22 protein-coding genes and 1 tRNA gene are annotated in these 22407 nt (G+C 53.6%); 18 read left to right on the plus strand and 5 right to left on the minus strand.

The window, feature by feature from the left end:
* Positions 1-42: 42 nt before the first annotated feature.
* A complete protein-coding gene (locus tag ACMZ66_RS20300; protein WP_416940092.1) occupies positions 43-1323 on the plus strand; it encodes a diguanylate cyclase in 1281 nt (426 codons plus the stop codon).
* Complete coding sequence (locus ACMZ66_RS20305; protein WP_416940094.1) at positions 1310-2125, plus strand: substrate-binding periplasmic protein; 816 nt, start codon at positions 1310-1312, stop codon at positions 2123-2125. Before ACMZ66_RS20300 ends, ACMZ66_RS20305 begins: the two co-directional genes overlap by 14 nt.
* 100 nt (positions 2126-2225) lie before the next feature.
* Here ACMZ66_RS20305 and ACMZ66_RS20310 read toward each other — a convergent pair.
* Positions 2226-2302: transfer RNA gene (locus ACMZ66_RS20310), tRNA-Pro, on the minus strand.
* Between the two features lie 99 nt (positions 2303-2401).
* Positions 2402-3439, minus strand: a complete 1038-nt coding sequence (locus ACMZ66_RS20315; RefSeq protein ID WP_416940096.1) for a polyprenyl synthetase family protein — start codon at positions 3437-3439, stop codon at positions 2402-2404.
* Positions 3440-3694: 255 nt separating this feature from the next.
* Here ACMZ66_RS20315 and ACMZ66_RS20320 point away from each other — a divergent pair, with 255 nt between their 5' ends.
* The 6 genes from ACMZ66_RS20320 (at position 3695) to ppdK (ending at position 11037) form a co-directional block, all read left to right on the plus strand.
* Positions 3695-3952 (plus strand): DUF2007 domain-containing protein, encoded by a 258-nt coding sequence (locus ACMZ66_RS20320; RefSeq protein ID WP_416940098.1) that lies wholly within the window; start codon positions 3695-3697, stop codon positions 3950-3952.
* 29 nt (positions 3953-3981) lie between these two features.
* Positions 3982-4767, plus strand: a complete 786-nt coding sequence (locus tag ACMZ66_RS20325; protein WP_416940100.1) for a tRNA1(Val) (adenine(37)-N6)-methyltransferase — start codon at positions 3982-3984, stop codon at positions 4765-4767.
* 74 nt (positions 4768-4841) lie between these two features.
* The gene (locus ACMZ66_RS20330) at positions 4842-5066 is read left to right on the plus strand and encodes a hypothetical protein (RefSeq protein ID WP_416940102.1); all 225 of its coding nucleotides are present in this window, start codon (positions 4842-4844) and stop codon (positions 5064-5066) included.
* Positions 5067-5329: 263 nt separating this feature from the next.
* Positions 5330-6220 carry a glycine--tRNA ligase subunit alpha gene (locus ACMZ66_RS20335; RefSeq protein WP_416940103.1) on the plus strand — a complete coding sequence of 297 codons (891 nt, stop codon included), beginning with the start codon at positions 5330-5332 and terminating at the stop codon, positions 6218-6220.
* Between the two features lie 3 nt (positions 6221-6223).
* Complete coding sequence (glyS, locus tag ACMZ66_RS20340; RefSeq protein WP_416940105.1) at positions 6224-8287, plus strand: glycine--tRNA ligase subunit beta; 2064 nt, start codon at positions 6224-6226, stop codon at positions 8285-8287.
* A gap of 74 nt (positions 8288-8361) precedes the next feature.
* Positions 8362-11037, plus strand: a complete 2676-nt coding sequence (gene ppdK / locus ACMZ66_RS20345) for a pyruvate, phosphate dikinase (protein WP_416940107.1) — start codon at positions 8362-8364, stop codon at positions 11035-11037.
* Between the two features lie 77 nt (positions 11038-11114).
* On the opposite strand, the gene ACMZ66_RS20350 is transcribed toward ppdK, so the two are convergent.
* Positions 11115-11792, minus strand: coding sequence for a hypothetical protein (locus ACMZ66_RS20350; RefSeq protein WP_416940109.1), 678 nt, complete (start codon positions 11790-11792; stop codon positions 11115-11117).
* A gap of 132 nt (positions 11793-11924) precedes the next feature.
* A complete protein-coding gene (locus ACMZ66_RS20355) occupies positions 11925-12839 on the minus strand; it encodes a YgfZ/GcvT domain-containing protein (protein WP_416940111.1) in 915 nt (304 codons plus the stop codon).
* 159 nt (positions 12840-12998) lie between these two features.
* On the opposite strand from ACMZ66_RS20355, the gene ACMZ66_RS20360 reads away from it, so the two are divergent.
* The 10 genes from ACMZ66_RS20360 (at position 12999) to ACMZ66_RS20405 (ending at position 22114) form a co-directional block, all read left to right on the plus strand.
* Positions 12999-14027, plus strand: a complete 1029-nt coding sequence (locus ACMZ66_RS20360; RefSeq protein WP_416940113.1) for a glycosyltransferase — start codon at positions 12999-13001, stop codon at positions 14025-14027.
* Positions 14028-14030: 3 nt separating this feature from the next.
* Positions 14031-15002 carry a glycosyltransferase family 9 protein gene (locus ACMZ66_RS20365; RefSeq protein ID WP_416940115.1) on the plus strand — a complete coding sequence of 324 codons (972 nt, stop codon included), beginning with the start codon at positions 14031-14033 and terminating at the stop codon, positions 15000-15002.
* On the plus strand, positions 14995-15756 hold the full coding sequence (locus ACMZ66_RS20370; protein WP_416940116.1) for a glycosyltransferase family 2 protein: 762 nt from the start codon (positions 14995-14997) through the stop codon (positions 15754-15756). Before ACMZ66_RS20365 ends, ACMZ66_RS20370 begins: the two co-directional genes overlap by 8 nt.
* 24 nt (positions 15757-15780) lie before the next feature.
* Positions 15781-16806, plus strand: a complete 1026-nt coding sequence (locus tag ACMZ66_RS20375) for a glycosyltransferase (protein ID WP_416940118.1) — start codon at positions 15781-15783, stop codon at positions 16804-16806.
* Positions 16806-18566 (plus strand): asparagine synthase (glutamine-hydrolyzing), encoded by a 1761-nt coding sequence (gene asnB / locus ACMZ66_RS20380; RefSeq protein WP_416940120.1) that lies wholly within the window; start codon positions 16806-16808, stop codon positions 18564-18566. Before ACMZ66_RS20375 ends, asnB begins: the two co-directional genes overlap by 1 nt.
* 20 nt (positions 18567-18586) lie before the next feature.
* Positions 18587-18973, plus strand: coding sequence for a YkvA family protein (locus tag ACMZ66_RS20385; RefSeq protein WP_416940122.1), 387 nt, complete (start codon positions 18587-18589; stop codon positions 18971-18973).
* 93 nt (positions 18974-19066) lie between these two features.
* Positions 19067-20065: an MDR family oxidoreductase gene (locus ACMZ66_RS20390; RefSeq protein WP_416940124.1), complete on the plus strand. Its 999-nt coding sequence runs from the start codon at positions 19067-19069 to the stop codon at positions 20063-20065.
* Between the two features lie 86 nt (positions 20066-20151).
* Positions 20152-20418: a hypothetical protein gene (locus ACMZ66_RS20395; protein ID WP_416940126.1), complete on the plus strand. Its 267-nt coding sequence runs from the start codon at positions 20152-20154 to the stop codon at positions 20416-20418.
* Positions 20397-21065, plus strand: coding sequence for a PAS domain S-box protein (locus ACMZ66_RS20400; RefSeq protein ID WP_416940128.1), 669 nt, complete (start codon positions 20397-20399; stop codon positions 21063-21065). The genes ACMZ66_RS20395 and ACMZ66_RS20400 overlap by 22 nt, the downstream gene beginning before the upstream one ends.
* Entirely contained in the window at positions 21062-22114 is a 1053-nt protein-coding gene (locus ACMZ66_RS20405) for a response regulator (protein ID WP_416940129.1), read from the plus strand. The genes ACMZ66_RS20400 and ACMZ66_RS20405 overlap by 4 nt, the downstream gene beginning before the upstream one ends.
* A gap of 73 nt (positions 22115-22187) precedes the next feature.
* On the opposite strand, the gene ACMZ66_RS20410 is transcribed toward ACMZ66_RS20405, so the two are convergent.
* On the minus strand, positions 22188-22407 hold a 220-nt coding region (locus tag ACMZ66_RS20410), incomplete at its 5' end, for a response regulator transcription factor (protein WP_416940131.1).

The following is a 22407-nucleotide window of genomic DNA, read 5'->3' on the forward strand; positions in this document are numbered from 1 at the left end:
GATTCGCTTTCGCCTGAAGTTTGACGGGAAGTTCTGATTTCGATGCTCGACAGTTTTATTCATCCCAAGAATTTGTCTCAAAAATTGATGCGCGTTATTTTCTCGATTTATCTCGGGGTATCGGCGCTGGTGACGGGTGTGCAGTTCTTTACCGAATATGCTAAAACCCAGGACTCAATTCAGAATGAGCTGGTGCAGCTTGAGCAAACGGTTCGCGAGCCCATCGCGACCAGCCTGTGGCAATATGATCAAAAGCAACTCGACGTTCTTGTCGCCGGGCTGCTTAAAATGCCGATTATTGTTGGTGTCGATATTCTTGATCAGAACGCGGAAATACTGGTTTCCAGCCGTTCATATCCAGACGGTTCTGCGCCGCTATCGCTTTTTGATACATCGACCGAGCTTTCCTGGGTTTTAAACGATACCCAGATCACGCTGGGCACGCTAAAGCTTTATTCGTCCTCGGAAGTCGTTTTGGACCGTGTTTTGTTCGGCTTCGCACTGATTGCGATCACCGCAATTATCAAGCTGTCGGTTCTATTCTTCCTATTCATCTGGGCGCTTGATCAGTTTCTCGCCAAGCCGCTTAAGGAGCTGATGTTGCAGGTTGACGAGGTGCAGCTGGGGGAAGAGGGCAGAGAACGGATCGAGCTCTCCCTTGCGGAAGAAAACGAGATCAGCACGCTTCAAAATCATATGAACAAGATGCTGTGTTCGATGGAGAACGGGCGCAAAAAGCTTCTGCAAGAGGAGCAAGGCAAACGCGCCTGGCTTGAAGAAGCAGTTGCCAAGCGTACCGAAGAACTGCAGGTCCTTAATGACAAGCTCCGCGAGTTGGCGGCTTATGATTTCCTGACCGGGGTGTTAAACCGCGGGAACTTTTTCGAAACTGCGCGGGATTGGCTTGGGCAGCCGCACGACCAAAAATCTGCTGCGTCGTTCATCTTGATGGATCTGGACTACTTCAAATTCATCAACGATACCTACGGCCATTTTGCAGGCGATCAGGTCCTTGTTCACTTTACCCGCGCTGTTCAGGCCTTGCTTCGCAAAGGTGATCTTTTGGGCCGCTTGGGGGGCGAGGAGTTTGCCCTGTTCCTGCCAGACACAGCCATTGATGAAGCCGTCAAGCTTGCCGACCGTCTGAGGCAGTCCATTGGCGATGCAAGCCTGGATGTCGACGGGCAAAGCATCACCTATACCGTTAGCCTCGGCGTTTCGTCATCTGAGCATGCTGATATGTCGGTCGAGGAATTGTTCAAACTTGCCGACGTGAAACTTTACGGGGCCAAGGATAAAGGACGGGATCGTGTTGAAGTATAGGAACGCCAAGCTTTTTTCGGTTTTAAGCGCGTTTGTTGCGCTTGCGGGCATGTCTGGTATCGCGTCCGCGGCAACGCTTAAGGTCTGTTATGACCAGTGGGCACCAATGACGATCTTTCCAACCGGCGATGAGACCGGGCGGGGTGTCGTTATTGATATGCTTGACGAGATATACACATCGCAAGGCTACGATATCGAATATTTCGAAGTGCCCTTGGCGCGCGGGATCGCGATGGTGGCTGATGGTGATTGCGACATGTTGCCCGAGTATGTCTATGTCGCAGAGGCCGAGAAAGATGTCGTCTATGCCGAGGAAAAGACATTCGCCTATACAACGGCCTTTGTGATCCGGCGGGATGATCCCTGGCGCTATAATGGTGTCACGTCGATGGAAGGCAAGCGCGTCGCAACCGGACCCGGTTGGGATTACAGTGCGGCCAGCGTCGATTATCAGAATTACATCGATAACCCTGCCAACGAAGCATTTGTCGAAGTGATATCGGGCTATGACGATGTGGTGGACCGCATCTTCACCATGATCAGGGATGGTCGGGTTGATCTGTATGCAGATAACGAGCTTGTCCTGCAATATGTGCTCAATCGCTTGAATATGAACGATGATCTACAGGTCGTCCGTCCGGGGCTGGAAGAAAAGCTGGTTGAACGGGCGATCTTCTCCAAGAAAATGTCGGCAGAGCGCAGGGACGAGCTTATCCGGATCTGGAACGAAGGGCGCATCGCCATGAGGGGCGAGAAAGAACAGGCCTTCCTTCAGAAATACGATGTGATGTTCAAGGAATAGGGGAGGCCAACGGGCGGGCCACTTTGTGGGCGTTTTGTCTGGTACCGTTTGAAACGCAAAAGGCCCTGAAACGATTGCTCGTTTCAGGGCCTTTGAATGATGGTCGGAGCGAGAGGATTCGAACCTCCGACCCCTGCCTCCCGAAGACAGTGCTCTACCAGGCTGAGCTACGCTCCGTCATTCTGCGAAGCCGGGTGATAATGGTTTATCTCAGATGACGCAAGACATTTTTGCGACAATCCGGCGCGACCCGGGCATGCGTTAGGTGTATGGCCCTTAGTACGGGCGCGAGATGCAAAATTCGACGGCTTCGATCATGGCATCCTTGATCTCGCCATCGTCAAAGCGGGTCAGGGTGTCGATTGCCATCTGACCATATTCGCGTGCACGATCCATTGATGCATCAAGCGCATCATATTTGCGGATCAGTGCCTGTGCGCGGTCAAGATCGCCATCTTCGAATTCCTGTTCTTCCATGCAACGACGCCAGAATGCTTTTTCATCCTCGTCGCCCTTGGCATAGGAAATGATGACCGGAAGGGTGACCTTGCCATCGCGGAAGTCATCACCAACGGTTTTGCCAAGCGTTGCCTGATGAGCTGAATAATCGAGCACATCGTCAATCAGCTGGAAGGCAGTGCCAAGATAGATACCATAAAGACGAAGGGCTTCTTCATCCTCGGCCGAGCGATTGGAAATCACTGCACCGATCTGCGATGCCGCGCCAAACAGGGCAGCGGTTTTCGCGGTGATCACTTCAAGATAGGCTTCCTCGGTCGTGCCCATGTCATTGGCGGTCGAAAGCTGAAGAACTTCGCCCTCGGCAATGACGGCAGATGCCTGTGCCAGAATATCAAGAACGCGAAGTGATCCGGTTTTGACCATCACGACAAAGGCGCGCGCAAACAGGAAGTCACCGACCAGAACGCTGGCTTCGTTGCCAAACAGTGCATTGGCAGATGCCTGGCCGCGGCGCAGCAGGCTTTCATCGACCACGTCATCATGCAGAAGGGTCGCGGTGTGGATGAACTCAACACAGGCCGCAAGGTCCACAGCATTCGGACCGTCGCCATAGCCACAAAGCTGGGCAGATGCCAGTGTCAGCATCGGGCGCATCCGTTTGCCGCCTGCGGCGACAAGGTGGGTTGCCAATTGCGGAATCAGGGCGACTTCGCTGTGCATGTTATCGATGATCACCTGATTGACGCGCTTCATGTCGGCATCAACAAGGCTGATCAGTGAATCAAGGCTCGGCTGAGTTTTAGGCTGCGGTGCGGTATTGGTCACGCTGTATTCCGACTTCTGTAATGGCATCTTCGCTGCCTGCATTCGGCGAAGTTTGCAAATAACACCAGGCGGCCTCAACATAGATAGGCCAAGCTATTGTGGTCAAGTGGACAAATGAGCCCAAAGCACGTAGGAAAATCACGATAAATTGCGGTTTTACCGGCAGGTTTTTGAAAACCATGCCTGCAAGCCCCTACATTATACTAAGAATATCGTGTTCAGATCGCTTTGTGGTGGCAAAACAGACCACATCTTCCATCCAGAAAACCGGGGAAATGCCATATGATCGAACTTTTCCGCAGCAATGATCCGATCGAACTGAGCTGGGCCCAGTCCGTGTTGGCTGATGAGGGCATTATCAGTCATATCTTCGATTACCATGCCAGCATCATCGAAGGATCTATTGGCGCATTGCCGCGGCGGTTGATGGTGGATGGCGAGATGGAAAGTCGGGCGAAATACATACTTGATATTGCCAGACGGGATCTGGATGCGCATAACGCAGCAACCGATTCCAATGATGCCTTTGCATCCGAATAACTGACCAACCCGGTATTCAAGGACACTTGATGGCAAGCACAGCTGCAACGATTGATGTGCCCGACTTCCCCGAAGATCGGATCAGCCACGATTATCTGCTTGGCGGGTCGGTTGTGCTCAAGCAGCCGGTCGACGGATATCGCGCCGCTGTTGATGCCGTTTTGTTGGCCGCATCGGTTTCCATCAATTCACGCCGTGATGAAAAGATCCTTGATGTCGGGGCTGCTGTCGGGTCGGCTGGGCTTTGCGTTGCCAAGCGCCTTGTTGATGCCAAGGTCACCGGGGTTGAGCTGCAAGACGATCTTTATGCGCTGTATTGTCGCAATGTGCGCGAGAACGATTTCGTCGGGCGGGTGACGCCGATCCATGGCGATATCAATGACAAAAGACTTCCCCTGATCGCTGAAAGCTTTGATCAGGTCATATCAAACCCGCCCTATTATGCGGGCGGCACACGTCCCACCAATGAAAGCCGGGCGACCGCGCATCAGGAAGGCAGTGCTGATCTGAAAGACTGGATTGGCTTTTGTCTTAAAATGGTACGCCAAAAGGGGCGCATTACCCTAGTCCACCGGGCCGATCATCTTGATCGGATCATTGGTCTGTTGCATGGACGGGCAGGCGATATGACGGTTTACCCGATCTGGAGCAAGGCCGATGCAGACGCGCCTTTGCGCGTGATTGTTTCAGCCCGCAAGGGGGTCGCGTCACCGCTTACCATGCGCCGCGGGCTTGTTTTGCATGATGCCAGCGGTGTTTATTTGCCGCAAACCGATGAACTTTTGCGCAATCCATTACCATTGCCCGGTTTCTAAATTGCCCGAACTTTAATATAAGGGCGACTTGGCGTTGCGAATAACGCAGAAACTATCGTGCTTTGGGATCAGACATGCTGAGCTTTTCGAAAATCATCTTTACCGCCTTGGTCATCGTTGTCGTATGGCAGGGCTTCAAGCTGTTTAATCGGGCCAAGCAGGTCTCCAGCAACGATCAGCCAAAGCAAACCCGCCATCAAAAGAAAAAGCAGTCCGGTTCCGCACCGCAGGACATGAATAAATGCCCCAATTGCGGTGTTTACCATGCCGAAGGTCTGGCACATCGCTGTGACAGCTAAGTTCTAGCTGTAAGCCGGAATTAAAAAGTCGACTGCCATCGGATGGCCACATATTCGACTTTGGATGGAATCCTTGGAATTTCGCTTGGAAAAGTGGCCCTGATCGTTCATCTAGAATGCTGCGACGCAGTATAAGTGCGACATCTGGATGCAAGGGTTGCAAATTCAGCGCATCTCAGGGCTTTTGCCTTCTTGACCGCAAGGGGGCAGGGCGGTAGCTTGCCGCCTTAAATTTATAGAAACAGTAATAGAGAGTTTGCGCCATGGCGTTCGACGGGTCGCAACGTCCCCCTTCATTCCAGGAAATCATTCTTCGACTGCAAAGCTATTGGGCCGAACAGGGTTGTGTCATCCTGCAGCCTTATGACTTGGAAGTCGGTGCCGGTACCTTCCACACCGCGACAACCTTGCGCGCGTTGGGTCCGGAAACCTGGAATGCAGCCTATGTTCAGCCGTCCCGTCGCCCGACCGATGGTCGTTATGGCGAGAACCCGAACCGTCTGCAGCACTATTACCAGTTCCAGGTCCTGATGAAGCCGTCTCCGGCCAATTCGCAGGAACTGTATCTTGGCTCGCTCAAGCATCTGGGCATTGACCCGATGGCCCATGACATCCGCTTTGTCGAGGATGACTGGGAAAGCCCGACTTTGGGCGCTTGGGGCCTTGGCTGGGAAGTGTGGCTTGATGGTATGGAAGTCACCCAGTTTACCTATTTCCAGCAAGTTGGCGGTTTTGAATGCAATCCGGTTCCGGTCGAGTTGACCTATGGTCTGGAACGTCTGGCGATGTACATTCAGGGTGTCGAGAACGTCTATGACCTTGATTACAACGGCAATGGCGTAAGCTATGGCGACGTGTTCCTTCAGAACGAAAAAGAACAGTCGACCTATAACTTTGAAGTCGCGAACACCGACATGCTGTTCCAGCACTTCAAGGATGCCCAGGCTGAGTGCGCGGTAAGTATTGAACGCGGCCTTGCCCTTCCGGCATATGAGCAGGCGATGAAGGCATCGCATATCTTTAACCTCCTTGATGCACGCGGCGTGATTTCTGTCACCGAACGTGCGGCCTATATCGGCCGTGTTCGTGACATGTCGAAATCCTGCTGCGAAGCGTGGCTGCGGTCGCGTGGCCATCTGAATGAGGAGGCATAAGTTATGGCCGAATTGCTTCTTGAACTGTTTTCCGAAGAAATCCCGGCCCGTATGCAGGCCCGCGCAAGCGAAGATCTGACCAAGCTGGTCACTGATGGTCTTAAGGCTGCTGATCTTGGTTTTGAAGCTGTTGAAGCCTATGTCACGCCGCGCCGTTTGACCCTAATTGTCAATGGTCTGCCCGACAAACAGCCAGACCTTCGCGAAGAACGCCGCGGTCCGCGTGCCGATGCGCCGGAAAAGGCGATCAATGGCTTCCTGACCGGCAATGGCGTGACGCTTGAGCAGTGCGAAAAGCGCGAAACGCCAAAGGGTGTTTTCCTGTTTGCAATTGTCGAACAGAAAGGCCGTGCAGCGTCCCAGGTGATTAAGGACATCGTCGAAGACGCGATGAACAAATTGCCTTGGCCGAAATCCATGCGCTGGGCAGATCAGAAAATCCGTTGGGTGCGTCAGCTTGACCGTATCCTTTGCCTGTTTGATGGCAATGTGATTCCGGTAACCTATGGTCCGGTCACCGCCAACAACACGACGTCTGGTCATCGCTTCCTGGCACCGGCTGAATTCAGCGTTGCCAATGCCGCCGAATACAAGGAAAAACTGCGCGCTGCCAAGGTCATGATTGACCGTGAAGAGCGCAAGCAGGTTATCCTTGATGGTGCCAAGAAACTGGCCGCGTCCGAGGGCTTTGACCTCCTCGAAGATAACGGTCTTCTTGAAGAAGTCTGTGGTCTGGTCGAATGGCCGGTTCCGGTCATGGGCAAGGTCGATGACCAGTTCATGGACATCCCGCGCGAGGTGCTGGAAACCTCGATGCGTGAACATCAGAAATATTTCGTGGTCGAAGACAAGGCAGGCAAGCTTGCAGCGCGCTTCATCACGGTTTCAAACATGATCACCGCTGATAACAATGCGAAAATCATTGCCGGTAACGAGCGCGTTCTGCGTGCACGTCTGCATGATGCAAAGTTCTTCTGGGATCAGGATCGGAAAGTGACGCTGCAATCGCGTCTGCCGAAACTTGAAAACATCGTCTTCCACGCCAAGCTTGGCTCGCTTGCGGAACGCGTATTGCGTTTGCGCGGCCTTGCACGTGAACTGTCTGCTGATATCGCCAATTGCGATGTCAAACTGGCAGATCGCGCAGCAGAAATCGGCAAGGCCGATCTGGTGTCGCAGATGGTGTTTGAATTCACCGAACTTCAAGGACTGATGGGTAAATACTACGCCGAAAATGACGGCGAAGCCCCGGAAGTCGCCAATGCCATTGCCGAACATTACGCACCGGCAGGTCCGTCTGACATTTGCCCGACGGCCCCTGTTTCTGTTGCGCTGGCACTGGCAGAGAAGCTTGATACCCTTGCCGGGTTCTTTACCATCGATGAAAAGCCGACCGGTTCAAAAGACCCGTTCGCGCTGCGTCGTGCGGCATTGGGTGTCATCCGTCTGGTTTTGGAAAATGGTCTGCGTTTGCCGCTGCGTCGTGCATTTGCATTTGCTGTTTCCCAATACCCGGCAAACATTCGTCGTGACGAGGCGGTTGAAGACCTTCTGGCCTTCTTTGCTGACCGCCTGAAAGTCCATCTGCGTGAACAGGGTGTGCGCCATGATCTGGTGTCTGCTGTGTTTGCACTGGATGGCGAGGACGATCTTGTCCGCCTGCTGGCCCGTGTTGAGGCGCTTTCCGATTTTGTTTCGGGTGAAAGCGGCGTCAACCTTATGGCTGGCTACAAGCGCGCGTCTAACATTCTGCGCATCGAAGAGAAAAAGGACGACACGTCCTATGACGCGGATGTGTCCGCATCTCTTCTGAGCGAGGAAGAAGAACGCAAGCTGTATGAGGCGCTCATTGATGTCCGGCATAAGGCCTTGCCGCTTCTGCGCGAAGAGGATTATGCCGCGGCTATGACCGAATTTGCGCGGTTGCGTGAGCCGGTCGATGCATTCTTTGAAAAGGTTACGGTAAATAGTGACAAGGCAGACGAACGTGCCAACCGGCTGAAGTTGCTGGCGCAAATTCGTACTGCATTGCATGACATTGCCGACTTCTCGAAGATCGAGTCATAAATAGGTCAAGGTTGCGGGGCTTTCCCCATCCGGGGAGGCCCTTGAGGGCCTTGACCAGATGAGGAAAAGGCAAGATGACCAAGTGGGTGTACGGTTTCGGTGGCGGTAGCGCCGAAGGCCGTTCGGATATGCGTGAACTTCTGGGCGGCAAGGGGGCTAACCTTGCCGAGATGAGCAATCTCGGACTTCCTGTTCCGCCCGGCTTTACCATTACAACCGAAGTTTGTACGGCGTTTTATGATAACGACCGTGCATACCCGGATGGTCTCAATGACGAGGTCGAAGCCGCCCTTGGCGCGATCGAGAAGCTGGTTGGTCGCAAATTTGGCGATGCCAAAGACCCGCTTCTTGTCTCGGTTCGATCTGGCGCACGCGCCTCCATGCCCGGCATGATGGATACGGTTCTGAACCTTGGCCTCAATGATGAGACGGTCGAAGGTCTGGCATCTGTGTCCGGTGACCGTCGTTTTGCCTATGACAGCTACCGCCGCTTCATTCAAATGTATGGCGATGTGGTCCTTGGTGTGGATCACTACCATTTCGAAGAAATCCTTGAGATTCACAAGGAAGACAAGGGCTATTCCCTTGATACCGAAATGGGTGCCGATGACTGGGCCGAAGTTGTTGGCCAGTTCAAAAAGAAAGTCCAAAGCGAACTGGACGCCCCATTCCCGCAAGACCCGCGCGAACAGCTGTGGGGGGCGATTGGTGCGGTGTTTGGCAGCTGGATGAATGCCCGTGCTAACACGTATCGTCGTTTGCACAATATCCCGGCAAGCTGGGGCACTGCGGTCAACGTTCAGGCCATGGTCTTTGGCAATATGGGCAATGATTGTGCGACGGGTGTTTGCTTCTCGCGTAACCCGTCGACCGGTGAAGACCGTTTCTACGGCGAATACCTTATCAATGCACAGGGCGAAGACGTGGTTGCGGGTATCCGTACCCCGGCACCGCTGACCAAGATCGAACGTGAAGAATCCGGTTCTGATCTGACCTCGATGGAAGAAGCCCTGCCCAAGGTCTTTGGCGAGCTTTGCGATATCCGTGACAAACTTAAGTCCCATTACCGCGACATGCAGGACATGGAATTCACCGTTAAGTCTGGCAAGCTTTACATGCTTCAGACCCGTGCGGGCAAACGTACTGCCAAGGCGGCATTGCGTATCGCGGTTGAAATGTGCCGTGACGGCGTGATTTCCAAGGAAGACGCGATTATGCGCGTCAACCCCGCACAGCTTGATCAGCTTCTTCACCCGACCCTTGATCCCGACGCTGCGCGCAAGGTGGTTGGCATGGGGCTTCCGGCATCGCCGGGTGCCGCATCCGGTCAGATCGTCTTTTCGGCCGAAGCCGCCGAAGAATGGGCAACCAATAAGGGTCGCAAGGTCATTCTGGTGCGTATCGAAACCAGCCCGGAAGATATCGCCGGTATGCATGCGGCCGAAGGTATCCTGACCTCACGTGGCGGCATGACCAGTCACGCGGCCGTTGTGGCACGTGGCATGGGGACGCCATGCGTCTGTGGTGCTGGTGCAATCAAGATCGATTATGCCAACAAAACGATGATTTCCGGTGGCGTGACGCTTAAAGAAGGCGATGTCATCACCCTTGATGGCAGTACCGGTGAGGTCATGCTGGGCGAGGTTGCAACGCTTAAGCCTGATCTGTCTGGTGATTTCTCCCAACTGATGGAATGGGCTGACGAAGTCCGTCGCCTTAAGGTCCGTACCAACGCCGAAACGCCTGATGATGCGGAAACCGCGCGTGGCTTTGGCGCAGAGGGCATTGGCCTTTGCCGTACCGAACATATGTTCTTTGATCCGGCACGTATTATTTCCATGCGTGAGATGATCCTGGCGGAAACCGAACAGGGCCGTCGTACGGCACTTGATAAACTTCTGCCCTATCAGCGTCAGGACTTTATTGATCTGTTCCGCATCATGAAGGGGCTTCCGGTGACGATCCGTCTGCTTGATCCGCCGCTTCATGAATTCCTGCCGCATGGCGATGCGGAAATTGCCGAAGTGGCAAATGCTGCTGGCGTATCAGAGGCCATCGTCAAACGCCGTTTGCTGGACTTGGCGGAAGCAAACCCGATGCTGGGTCATCGTGGTTGCCGTCTTGGCATCAGCTATCCGGAAATTTATGAAATGCAGGCCCGCGCCATTTTTGAAGCCGCGATTGAGGTTTCCAAAGATGGGGGCGATCCGGTGATTCCGGAAATCATGATCCCGCTGATCGTGGGCAAGAAGGAGCTTGAAATCCTCAAAGCCGCGATCATCAAGGTGGCCGCCGATGTCGAAGGCGAAAAGTCAGCCAAGCTGAACTTCCTTGTCGGCACCATGATCGAATTGCCGCGCGCAGCCCTTCGTGCAGGTGAAATCGCCGAAGAAGCCGAATTCTTCAGCTTCGGCACCAACGATTTGACCCAGACCACCTTTGGTCTGTCTCGCGATGACGCGTCACGCTTCCTTGATACCTATATCGCCAAGGACATCTTTGCCGGTGACCCGTTCGTGTCGCTTGATCAGGATGGTGTTGGTGAGTTGGTTGGCCTCGCCGCGGAACGTGGTCGTGCGACACGTGGTGATATCAAACTTGGTATCTGTGGTGAACATGGTGGCGATCCGGCATCGATCGCGTTTTGCGAGGCGCAGGGACTGGATTACGTATCGTGCTCACCGTATCGCGTGCCGATTGCCCGTCTGGCAGCAGCACAAGCAGCACAAGCAGCACTGAACAGCAAGTAATCGCCGAAAATAAAAGGTGCCGTTGATCGCGGCACCTTTGATAATCTTCATGACGGCAGCGGGGAAACCTGCTGCCGTTATTTTTTACCGGTTTGCGACCCGTTTTCGGCGCGCTGTGCCAGATGTTTCATCACGAGCATCCCGCCAACCGATAGGCCCAACAGCAGCAGAACAATGCCGCCAATCTTGAAGATCTTTTCATAAAGGGCAGCATTGCGAAATTCGGCTTCTTGTAGATCGGTCAGATGGGTGATGACGTCGTGCAACTGTTCTCGATAGCGCATCTCAGGGACAAGCGTGCTTTCGTAACGCACAGCACGCAGCAGCATGTTCACCCGCTCGACCGCATCGAAATAGTTTTCTTCGGTCATGCGGGCCTGCGCGATAGTGGGTTTGGCCGCGCGCGTTTCGTTTGGTCCCAGAAAATGTCCCGGATAGTTTTTAAGATCAGGCCATTGTGTGTCGATGCAATCGCGCACATTGGTTACCAATGCGCCACACGGAACGATTTTGCCGGAATAAAACCGCAACAAGGTGCCCAGCGTCATCTGTTTGATCTGCTCGCCCTTGCGATTATAGGCTTGGGTGATGGTTGCCAGTTCCTTGTTGGCTTCGGCAATCGACATGTCCGAAACGGGCTTGTCGCTCAGATCCGGGGCCTTTTGTTGGGCCAACGCGTTTGGTGTTGAGACTGCCAATGCGCAAAAGGCAAATGCCAAAAAGGTCAAATAGCGTGCGGCAAAGCGCAGTTTCATTGTGTTTTCCTGTTCCATCCTTCCCTTAACATAAGGGGTAACTTTTCCCTCGAACAGACTTGAATGCAAAACGGGCCCCGAAAAACGGGACCCGTTAATATGAGAAATCTTGTATCTATGCGGGGGCCTATATCAGGCAGCACTTTCAGGCAACTGTACCCAGCCAGGAACAGAAACCGTGATTTTTGCACCGTCGGCAATAAGCTCTGCATCATCGCTGATGCGCTCAAGCCGGATCAGGGCAAGGCCACCATCGCCATGAACCGAACGAATGATGCCCGCTTCCTTGTCACCATTCATGATGGCTGTGCCAGCAGCCGGTGCATCGCCATCGATCTTGATCGGCAGCAGGCGTTTACGGACCAGGCCACGGTATTTGGTGCGCGCGGTCAGTTCCTGACCCATATAGCAGCCCTTTTTGAAATCGACGCCGCCCAGCTCTTCAAAGCCATTTTCAAGCAGGATGGATTTTTCGATTTCAAGTTCTTCACTGCCATTGGGCAAGCCCAGGGTGACGCGAAGCTTGTGATAGCTTTCAGCGTCGCTTTCGGTAGCACCGATGGCCGCCATTTCAGCCAATGCATTTTTCGGCAGAAGGACACGTGCACCCATATCGCTCAGGCGTGGGTCAACGGCCTTGATACCATCAGCAATGCGCGCAGTCGTGCCGGGTGTTGCATCTAGTGACAGGCTTGAAAGCGCGTCTTTGCCAAATACGGCAAGCACGTCATAGCTGTCGCTGACATCACTCAGTTCGGCCTTGGCGCGCAGCTTATACATGCGCAGCTTCTTGAAAAGTTCTGCAGCACGTTCGCCATTTTCGCCGCGTTCGCATTCGATCAGAAGGCTGTCTTCGTCCTGTTGATAGACAAAGAAATCAAACAGGAATTTCCCCTGTGGGGTCAGAAGCGCACCATAGCCGGACTTGGTGGCAGCGATGGTTTCGATATTGTTTGATACCAGCCCTTGTAAAAAGCTGACGCGGTCCGGGCCGCTCACACGGATAACCGCGCGGTCCGACAGCAGGGCATAGAAAGTCTCACTCATTCTTATGGGCTCCGGTAAATCGGATTTGTTTGGGCGAAATGTGGGGTAATCACACAAATTTCGCAAGACCTGTCTGTGGGTATAAGGCCAGGGCAAGGATCAAGAAAACCCTTCATAAAATCCCTGCGAACAGATAGAACCAAACTTATGAAAATCTTGATGCTTGATCAGTCTATCGGCTTTGATCCCAAGGATCGTGAAGCCCGCCCGCTGGGAACCTGTCAACGTGCTTTCATCTCGTTGGCCGAGGCCCTTGTTGCACGTGGTCACAAGGTCGAAGCGCGCCGTAATGGCGGGATCGACAAGGACATGCACGGTGTAGCTTGGCGACAACTTGATGCCAAATTGTCGCCCTTTGGTGGCGATGCGGTCAATATCGTTATTGTCTGGCGCGATCCGAACCTGCTTAAACATGCGTCGGTGCCCACAGGTGCGACCGTCGCCCTTTGGTTTGATGGCGATCCGGCGGAACTTAATGCCGATGATATTCGCCTGGTTCTTCAGGAAAAGAAGGTGCAGGTCATCTTTACCGATGATGCGCAGGCCAACGGGTTTGACGCCGACCTTGCCAAAAAGCCGATTGTGGTTAAGCCGGGTGCGACGGCGTCCTTTACCATGGCATCGAACATGCACTGGGCGTTTAAATCCCGTGACGAGATGGCCGTAACGGTTGCCAACACCACGACGGGGATCGCCCAAATCATTCGCATCTGGGAAGCTTATGTCGCGCCCAAGGCTCCCAAGGCTATACTTGAAGTTTATGCCTTTGATCTCTTCACCGCGATGGCAGGCGAAAATGACGAGGTTTCAAGCGACATCGTCGATATGGTGCGGGGCGCGATTGACAAGGGTGTACGTGTTTTGCATCCCAAACCAGAGGCCGACATGGCCGAAACCGTTGCCAATGCGCGCGCATTCTTGCATCACGGCAAATACGGCACCGATCATGTCGGGCAGTGGATCGTTGACGCGCTTGGTGCTGCGACACCGGTTGTGTCTTATGGCGGCATTGCCAAGAACCGCGTTGAAGATGGCAAGACGGGCTATATCGTTCCGGACGAAGCAGCGTTTGGCAATATCACCAGCCAGCTTCTGACCGATCGTTCCTTCTTTGCCTGCCAGTCCGAAGCCGCGCGCAATGATCGCCGCGAATGGATCCATGTCGCTGGCGAGCTGGAGAAACTTTAAACCGTGCGCCTTCTGTTCATTACGTCAAACCGCCTGGGTGATGCTGTTCTCTCGACATCGGTCCTGCGCCATTATGTCGAAACCTATCCCGGCATTCGTGTGACGGTTGCCTGCGGCCCGGTAGCGGCACCAATTTTTGCCGCAGTCCCGAACCTTGAACGCATCATTGAAATGCCCAAACAAAAACGCGGCATGCATTGGTGGAAGCTCTGGAAATCCGTTGCATTCAAATGGTGGGACATCATCGTAGATCTACGCGGCAGTGCGACGGCTTATGTCCTTCCGGGCTGGAAACGTGTGGTGCTCTCGGGGAATGATGATCGGGTGCATCGGGTTGAGCAGCTTGGTCAGTTGATCGACGTTGTGCCGGCTCCCGATCCCAAGATTTGGCTTGAGGATCAAAGCCGCGACCGTGCGAAGCAAGTATTGCCTAGTGACGGTAAACCGTTACTGGTTGTCGGCCCGACGTCAAACTGGATCGGGAAGACGTGGCATTCCGAGCGCTTTGTTGAAGCTATTGAAAGCCTGACAGCGGTCGGTGGCGTGCTTGAGGGGGCTAATGTTCTGGTGGTCGGTGCTCCAAACGAACGTGACATGGCAGAGCAGGTTATCCAATCAATTCCCGAAGCACGTCGTTTTGAGATTTTTGGAACTGAGAATCTTTTGACAGTGGCTGCGTGTCTTGAGAAGGCCGACCTTTATCTTGGAAATGATTCAGGACTTATGCATTTGGCTGCTGCGTCAGGTGCGCCTACGATTGGTTTGTTTGGACCATCTCGCGAAGAACATTATGGTCCGTTTGCGAAATGGGGACGGGCTGTTCGGACCGAATGGTCTTATGACAAGATCATAGCAAACCGAGAAAGTCGTTTCTCCAAAGAGAACTTGATGGAAACCTTGCCAGTTTCGAAGGTTGTTGAAGCTGCGACCAGGCTGGTTACAGAACATCGTTTGCAGGAACATGCTGATGGCTGACATGCCCCGTATCTCGGTCGTGCTTTGTGCTCACAACGAAGAAAAGCGTTTGGCTGCCTGCCTTGAGAAAGTCGGCTTTGCTGACGAGATCGTTGTCGTTTGTGACAAATGCACGGACCGCACAGAAGAAATCGCCAAGGAATTTGGTGCCAAGACGGTTGTTGGTCACTGGGACATTGAAGGTCATCGTCGCAACAAAGGGATCGAAGAAGCCACGGGCGACTGGATCTTTGAACTTGATGCTGATGAGCATGTGAATGACGAGCTTGCGCGCTCTGTCCGTGCCGCTGTCAATAGTGGCGCATTTGATCGCTATCTGATCCCGGTTGATAACTATGTCGGTAAACGCTTGGTCCGGTACGGTTGGGGGGCGTCATTTGGCACGTCGGCCGTCTGGCGACTTTTCCGCAAGGGTCACAAGGTATGGGGTGAACAGCGTGTTCATCCAGCCATTAAAATGACAGGTAAGCAGGGCCCCAAGCTTGAAGGTGCGCTCGTGCATTTTGTGGATCGCAATATCTCGGACATGATCCGCCGTCTTGACAGTTATTCAAGTGCGCGTGCCGCTGATTTGCGCGCCAGCGGAAATATTGGATCGTTTGCCCATAACTTTCGCCGGATTATTTCACGCTTTTGGCGTTGTTTCGTCTCGCGCAAGGGATACAAAGAGGGTGGAATGGGCTTTCTGATTGCCCTGCTTGCTGCACTGTTCCCGATGATTTCCTATTTGAAAGCGCGGTATGACGATGAGTAAGCCGACCCAATCCGGGAAATCACAATGACCTTTTTGCTGCAAACAATGGCCGGTAGTCCGTTTGGCGGGGCAGAGGAATTCTTTGTTCGTCTTGCCTGTGGCTTTCAACGTGCTGGTGTTGACCAGCATTGCGTTGTGCGTCCGAACGCAGGGCGCAATCCGGTCTTGGCGGCAAATTGTGTTTCGTTTGATGAATTGCCGTTTGGTGGACGGTTGGATATCCGCACGCCATTGGGTCTTCGCAAGCAGATCAACAAACACAAACCCCGAATTGTTCTCAGCTGGATGAACCGTGCCAGCCGGATGACGCCGTCTGGTGATTTCACTAAGGTTGCGCGCCTTGGCGGGTATTACAAGCTCAAGAACTTTCGCGATTGCGACCATTTGATCGGTAATACCAAGGACATCTGCGATTATCTTGTCCGCGAAGGTTGGCCGACTGCGCGCACGCACTACTTACCAAATTTTGTTGACGCTGCGCCGGGTAATGCGATTGACCGCGCACAGTTCAATACGCCGAATGACGTGCCCCTGATCCTTGGACTTGGCCGTCTGCATGAGAACAAGGGTTTTGATAATCTGATCAAGGCGCTGGTCGAAGTACCAAACGCCTATCTTTGGATTGCCGGGGCAGGCGATCTCAAGGACGATCTGTTGAAGCTGTCTGGCGAATGTGGTGTTGCTGATCGTGTCCGGTTGCTTGGTTGGCGCCGCGATGTGGCGGATCTGTTTGCAACCTGCGATGTATTTTGCGCATCATCGCGTCATGAGCCGCTTGGCAATATGGTGATCGAAGCTTGGGCGCATGGAAAACCCGTGGTCGCACAGGCAAGCCAGGGGCCGGTTCAGCTTATCACTGCTGGTGAAAGCGGATTGCTGTCGCCGCTTGAAGATGTGAGCGCCCTTGCATCTGATCTGCGCGCGGTTCTTGACGAGAAGGCGGTATCCGACACATTGTCGGCAAATGGGCGCGCAGCGTTTGAGGCGAATTTCACCGAAGACGTTGTGGTCGCACGCTATAAGGCTTTCTTTGACGAGGTTGCGCGTTAATGTGCGGAATTGCCGGATACATCGCCAAGGACAAGCAAACCCTTGATCCTGAAATTCTTGATCGCCTTCGTGATGCTTTGGGCCATCGTGGGCCAGATGGCGACGGGCGCTATGTCAAAGGGCCGGTTGGTTTCATTCAGACCCGTCTGGCGATCATTGATCTCAGTACCGGTGATCAACCGCTTTATCACGAGAATGGCAGTGCTCTGATCGCCAATGGCGAGATTTATAACTATCTCGAACTGCGTAAAAATCTGGGTGAAGACGGTTTTAAAACCAAGTCCGATAGCGAGACGGCTTTGCGCGTTTATGCGCGTGACGGGATTGATGGTTTTGATCAGCTGCGCGGCATGTATGCCTTTGCCATCCATGATGTAATTGAAAATCAGGTCGTGTTGTGTCGGGACCCGTTTGGGATCAAGCAGGTCTATTACGTCGAAACACCGGAATTCTTCGCCTTTGCATCCGAAGCACAGGCATTGGTCGCCGCAGGTTTGGTCGGGCGGGAAGTCCGTGACGATGCGCGCGCCGAACTGCTTCAGGTCCAGTTCACAACCGGAAGCGATATGATTCTTGATGGGATCAAGCGTTTGCAACCCGGTGAAACCATTGTTCTGAAAAACGGTCGGATCATCGAGCGCAGCAGACGCCAGGTTCTGGGTGAAAAAGGGGCTGTTGGCAGCAACCTTGATAGTGCGCTTTATGAATGGGATCGGGTTTTTGAAAAGTCCGTTCGCCTGCACCAACGATCAGACGTTGATTACGCAATGTTCCTGTCCGGTGGTGTTGATAGTGCGTCCCTTCTTGGCATGATGCATCGCCTTAATGAACGCCCGGTCACGGCCTATACCGCAGCCTTTGAAGCATCAAGCGTTCATGATGAACGTGAACTTGCCCGCGAAGTCGCCAAGGCATGCAATGCCAATCACGTTGAAGTCATGTTCTCGGAACGTGACTTCTGGACGCTTCTGCCCCAAGTCGCAGCCAAAATGGATGACCCCGCCGCAGACTACGCGATCTTGCCAACCTACAAACTGGCAGCAGAAGCCGCGCGTGATTTCAAGGTTGTCCTGTCTGGTGAAGGCGGCGATGAGCTGTTTGGTGGCTATGGCCGTTATCGTTCTGTGATGCGCCCATTGCTGCTTGGTGGTCGTGTGATGCGATCCAAGGGCACGTTTGACAAGATTGATGTGTTGCGCCCGGACGTTCTTGAAGGATGGCGCGACGGGATTGCAGCATCAGAAAGTCGTGAAAACCGTGGCAAAAGATCACGTTTGGCGGTGGCACAGGCGGTGGATTGTTCGGACTGGTTGCCAAACGACCTTTTGCTCAAGCTTGATCGCATGTTGATGGCCCACGGGCTTGAGGGACGAACCCCGTTCCTTGATCCTGCGGTGGCTGAATTTGCATATCATCTGCCGGATCGCCTGAAGGTCCGCAAAGGCGTTGGTAAGTTCTTGCTGCGCAGTTGGCTGGATCGTTGTTTGCCGATGGCACAACCCTTCGCCAAGAAGCGCGGATTTACTGTGCCGGTTGCGGAATGGATCGCCGGTCAAGGCAAACGTCTTGGTCCGCTGGTTGCCAAGCAGGCCGGGATCATGGAGATCGCTGATCCGGCTCATGTGGAAAAGCTTTTCACAACGCCTGGCAAGCGTGAGGGTGCAGCATGCTGGCATCTTCTGTTTTATGCGCTGTGGCATCAGGCCAATGTACTTGGTCATGCGCCAGCTGATGACGTGTTTGAAACACTGGCCCCTTAACCCAAGGACAGGAGCATCTCATGGCACGTTTCAAGGCATCTGCTTGGATGATCGTACCAAACCTATTGCGGACATTGTTGCGCAGTGATGTTGCCCTGAAGTCCAAGCTGATCTTGTTGGCCGGGGTGGTTTATCTGATCAGTCCCGTGGATTTGTTACCCGATGTGCTGGTGGGATTGGGCTGGCTTGATGATTTGATCATTGTGCCATTTCTGGGGTGGCTTTCTTATCGCAGTTTGCCTGTGGCTGTTCAGGATGAAGTTGTCCCGCGTGAAGAGGGAACAGAAGCTTCGTCCCGTCGTATTTATCTTTATATCGGTATTTTGATTGTTGCCGTGATCGTCATCCTCGTGTTCGGTGGCACAGACACCGGAATTGACGCCAGCGGTACAGGCACAGTCAACTGACGGCCTAGGGGCGCTCCGACCAAGGGCGGGTTTGACCTGTTTGCCGGTGCACCATACTCTTGATCCATCAACACATAGATCGGGAGGATACACATGAGCGAAGCATTCCGCGCGCTGGTGCTTAATCAGAACGATAAAACCGTTTCCGCAAGTTTCGAAAATCTGACCATTGATGATTTGCCTGACGGCGAGGTCCTTGTTCGGGTCAAATGGTCGACGCTTAACTACAAGGATGGAATGATCCTGAATGGGTTGGGGCGTTTGGTTCGGACCTATCCGCATGTTCCGGGTGTTGATTTCTCGGGCGAAGTCGTTTCTTCAAGCGATGATCGCTACAAGATGGGCGATGAAGTCGTCCTGACCGGTTGGCGCGTTGGCGAAGCACATTGGGGTGGATATGGTCAATTGGCTCGGGTGAAGGCCGACTGGCTTGTCCCATTGCCAGATGGGCTTGATAGTGCCCAGGCCATGGCGATCGGAACCGCCGGATTTACATCCATGTTGGCGGTGATGGCGCTTGAAGAACAGGGTGTTTCGCCCGATCAGGATGGCGAGGTGCTTGTTACCGGTGCTGCAGGTGGTGTCGGATCTGTTGCGGTTTCGATCCTTGCATCCCTTGGTTATCGCGTGGCGGCATCAACCGGTCGTGAAGAAACCCACGCTTATCTGCGAGATCTTGGTGCGCAGAGTATTGTCGATCGCAACGAGTTGACCGATACAAGCAAACCCCTTTTGACCGAACGGTGGGTTGGTGCGATTGACAGTGTTGGTAGCACCACGCTTGCCCATGTGTTGTCGGAAATGAAATATCACGGTGTTGTCTCGGCTTGTGGATTGGCCGGTGGACCTGATTTGCCTGGGACCGTTATCCCGTTCCTGCTGCGCGGGGTGAAATTGATCGGAATTGATTCAGTCATGTGCCCTTATGAAACGCGCGTGAAAGCCTGGCAGAGACTGGCAAAAGAACTTCCGAAAGATCAGCTTGAGGCCGCAACAACCAAGGTCGCACTTGGTGATATTCTGCCGTGGGGCGAGAAAATTCTGAAAGGTCAGGTCAAAGGACGGCTTCTGATTGACGTTCAGGATTGCTAGCGATCTGACAAACATGCAAAATCAATGGGCTTCTATCGCGTTTTGCGGGCTGGAAGCCCATTGAGTTGATGATTGGAAAAGACAACATGGCCGAACAGCGGTTTCGAATTCTTCTGGTGGAAGACAATCCGGGGGATGCGTTTCTGGTTAAAACGCTTCTGGAAGAAACCGGTGAACCATTTGATATCGAACATCACAGTGATTTGACCTCGGCCATGGCTGTCTTGAATGGCGATGGGGCACAGGCAAAGTTTGATGTTGTCTTGCTTGATCTAACACTCCCGATTCATCTGGTGTTGAAACCATCAGCCGAATTCGCAGTTGTGCCCATGTGGCACCGGTCGTGGTTCTGACGGGGCACAAGGACGAAGTGCTGGCCTTCGAGGCGCTTCAACATGGTGCTGAAGATTATCTGACCAAGGAATTCCCGGACGGCCGCACCATTCGTCGATCCATCCGTTATGCGATTGAGCGGTCGCGTTCCGAACGCGCGCTTAAGGAAAGCGAGGAACGATACCGTAAGCTTGTTGAACTGGCACCGGAGCTGATTTCGATCCTGAGCGGCGAGGAAATCGCCTATATCAACCAACAGGGCCTGTCGATCCTTGGTGCCGGGGATACGGCAGAGCTGGTCGGCCGATCCTTTATGGAGATGGTTCACCCAACCAGTCGTGAGACGCTTGGCGAATATATCGCGCGGTATCAGAACGGGTATGGTGGACGTGCTGACTTTACCATCATTTGTCAGCGCCCGGATGGCGAGAATGTTGAACTTGAAGTGTCAGCCATTGCCTTCACCCATGAAGGCATGCCCGCAATGCTGATGTTGGCCGAGGACGTGACAGAGAAGCGAAAAATTGAACGTCAATTGGTGCAGACCTCAAAGCTTGCGACCCTTGGCGAAATGGCGGCCTCTGTCGCCCATGAAATGAACCAGCCGCTTAATGTTATTCGGATGGCAGCAGATCTTGCGCGCTTCAATATGACTTGGATGCAGTGAAACCGGCCTTTCAGCGTGAACGCTTGTCACTGATCAGTGGTCAGACTGAACGTATGTCCGAGATTATCAAGCATCTGCAAATTTACAGCCGACCGGATGACGATGATTTCGAGCCGTTTGAAGCGATGAGGGCGGTCGAGCGCGCTGTTGATATGATCGAACATGATTGTCGTCTGTCGGGTATCATGATCGACGTGGTCCCGCCTGCGCAGAAGTGTTTTGTCACAGGTCGCCAGGTTCAGCTTGAACAGGTTCTGGTCAATATGCTGACCAACGCACGCGATGCGATCAATGAAAACTATGATGACAGCGGAAACATCGGTGGCCTGATCCGCATCAGTGCGATGGTTGATGCGAAACACAAATGCCTGAAACTTGCGGTGAACGATAATGGCGGTGGCGTGCCGGAAGCGGCGATTGATCTTCTGTTCCACCCGTTCTTTACCACCAAGGATGTTGGCAAGGGGACTGGATTGGGTCTTTCCGTCAGCTTCGGCATTGTCGAGGCGATGGGGGGCAAGATCGATGTCCGCAACGAAGGTGACGGTGCGTGTTTTGAAATAACCCTGCCGCTGGCAGATGTTCGCATGACTGATACGCCCGACATGGGTGGGGATGAGCAAGCATCGGATGGGCAGGAGGAAAGCCACCTTTCGATTGAGGCCCGCGAGAAAGTCCGGGTTTTGGTGGTGGATGATGAAATCGATGCCATGGAGATCATATCGGGCTATCTCGAAGCACAGGGCTTTAATGTGTCGGCAGCAAGCAATGGTGAAGATGCCTTGGCAATTGCAGGCATCATTCAGCCCGACATCCTGATCACCGATATTCGAATGCCTCAGATGGATGGGAATTCATTGGTAAAGGAGCTCCGTGAAAGAAACCGGTCCTTGCCAGTGATCGTCATGACAGGCCATCCCGGGGATGCAGATCGACCTGTCGAGGATGATGACGGCGCAGATGCACCCGTGATGGTGATGTCGAAGCCTTTGAACCTTAAGGAATTGCTGGCGATCCTTGATGAACTCACTGAGGTCTGCGTGCAGTAAAGGTTGGAGCGGCTGAAAACAAAAAAGCCCGGCATTGCCGGGCTTTGTCGTATCGGTACAAGGATGCGGCCAATCAGGCTTCCCAGCCCAATTGCATAGCGATCTTCACGGCCTGCGTGCGGTTCGCTGCGCCAAGCTTCTTGAAGATACCCGTCAGGTGAACTTTGACGGTGATTTCACGAACGGTCAGCTGCTTGGCGATTTCCTTGTTGGAAAGACCCTTGGTCAGAAGACCCAGTACCTCGCGCTCACGGTTGGTGAGCTGGCGAAGGGGGTTATCAGGTGCCAAACCA

Source organism: Thalassospira sp. (assembly GCF_048059015.1).
In the GTDB taxonomy this organism is placed as follows: Bacteria; Pseudomonadota; Alphaproteobacteria; order Rhodospirillales; family Thalassospiraceae; genus Thalassospira.

Excerpts from the sequence above, each read along its gene's own strand:
- ACMZ66_RS20300 (WP_416940092.1), top strand. The coding sequence starts at position 43 with ATGCTCGACAGTTTTATTCATCCCAAGAATTTGTCTCAAAAATTGATG.
- ACMZ66_RS20315 (WP_416940096.1), bottom strand. The coding sequence starts at position 3,439 with ATGCCATTACAGAAGTCGGAATACAGCGTGACCAATACCGCACCGCAG.
- ACMZ66_RS20320 (WP_416940098.1), top strand. The coding sequence starts at position 3,695 with ATGATCGAACTTTTCCGCAGCAATGATCCGATCGAACTGAGCTGGGCC.
- ACMZ66_RS20325 (WP_416940100.1), top strand. The coding sequence starts at position 3,982 with ATGGCAAGCACAGCTGCAACGATTGATGTGCCCGACTTCCCCGAAGAT.
- ACMZ66_RS20330 (WP_416940102.1), top strand. The coding sequence starts at position 4,842 with ATGCTGAGCTTTTCGAAAATCATCTTTACCGCCTTGGTCATCGTTGTC.
- ACMZ66_RS20335 (WP_416940103.1), top strand. The coding sequence starts at position 5,330 with ATGGCGTTCGACGGGTCGCAACGTCCCCCTTCATTCCAGGAAATCATT.
- glyS (WP_416940105.1), top strand. The coding sequence starts at position 6,224 with ATGGCCGAATTGCTTCTTGAACTGTTTTCCGAAGAAATCCCGGCCCGT.
- ppdK (WP_416940107.1), top strand. The coding sequence starts at position 8,362 with ATGACCAAGTGGGTGTACGGTTTCGGTGGCGGTAGCGCCGAAGGCCGT.
- ACMZ66_RS20350 (WP_416940109.1), bottom strand. The coding sequence starts at position 11,792 with ATGAAACTGCGCTTTGCCGCACGCTATTTGACCTTTTTGGCATTTGCC.
- ACMZ66_RS20355 (WP_416940111.1), bottom strand. The coding sequence starts at position 12,839 with ATGAGTGAGACTTTCTATGCCCTGCTGTCGGACCGCGCGGTTATCCGT.
- ACMZ66_RS20360 (WP_416940113.1), top strand. The coding sequence starts at position 12,999 with ATGCTTGATCAGTCTATCGGCTTTGATCCCAAGGATCGTGAAGCCCGC.
- ACMZ66_RS20370 (WP_416940116.1), top strand. The coding sequence starts at position 14,995 with ATGGCTGACATGCCCCGTATCTCGGTCGTGCTTTGTGCTCACAACGAA.
- ACMZ66_RS20375 (WP_416940118.1), top strand. The coding sequence starts at position 15,781 with ATGACCTTTTTGCTGCAAACAATGGCCGGTAGTCCGTTTGGCGGGGCA.
- asnB (WP_416940120.1), top strand. The coding sequence starts at position 16,806 with ATGTGCGGAATTGCCGGATACATCGCCAAGGACAAGCAAACCCTTGAT.
- ACMZ66_RS20385 (WP_416940122.1), top strand. The coding sequence starts at position 18,587 with ATGGCACGTTTCAAGGCATCTGCTTGGATGATCGTACCAAACCTATTG.
- ACMZ66_RS20390 (WP_416940124.1), top strand. The coding sequence starts at position 19,067 with ATGAGCGAAGCATTCCGCGCGCTGGTGCTTAATCAGAACGATAAAACC.
- ACMZ66_RS20395 (WP_416940126.1), top strand. The coding sequence starts at position 20,152 with ATGGCCGAACAGCGGTTTCGAATTCTTCTGGTGGAAGACAATCCGGGG.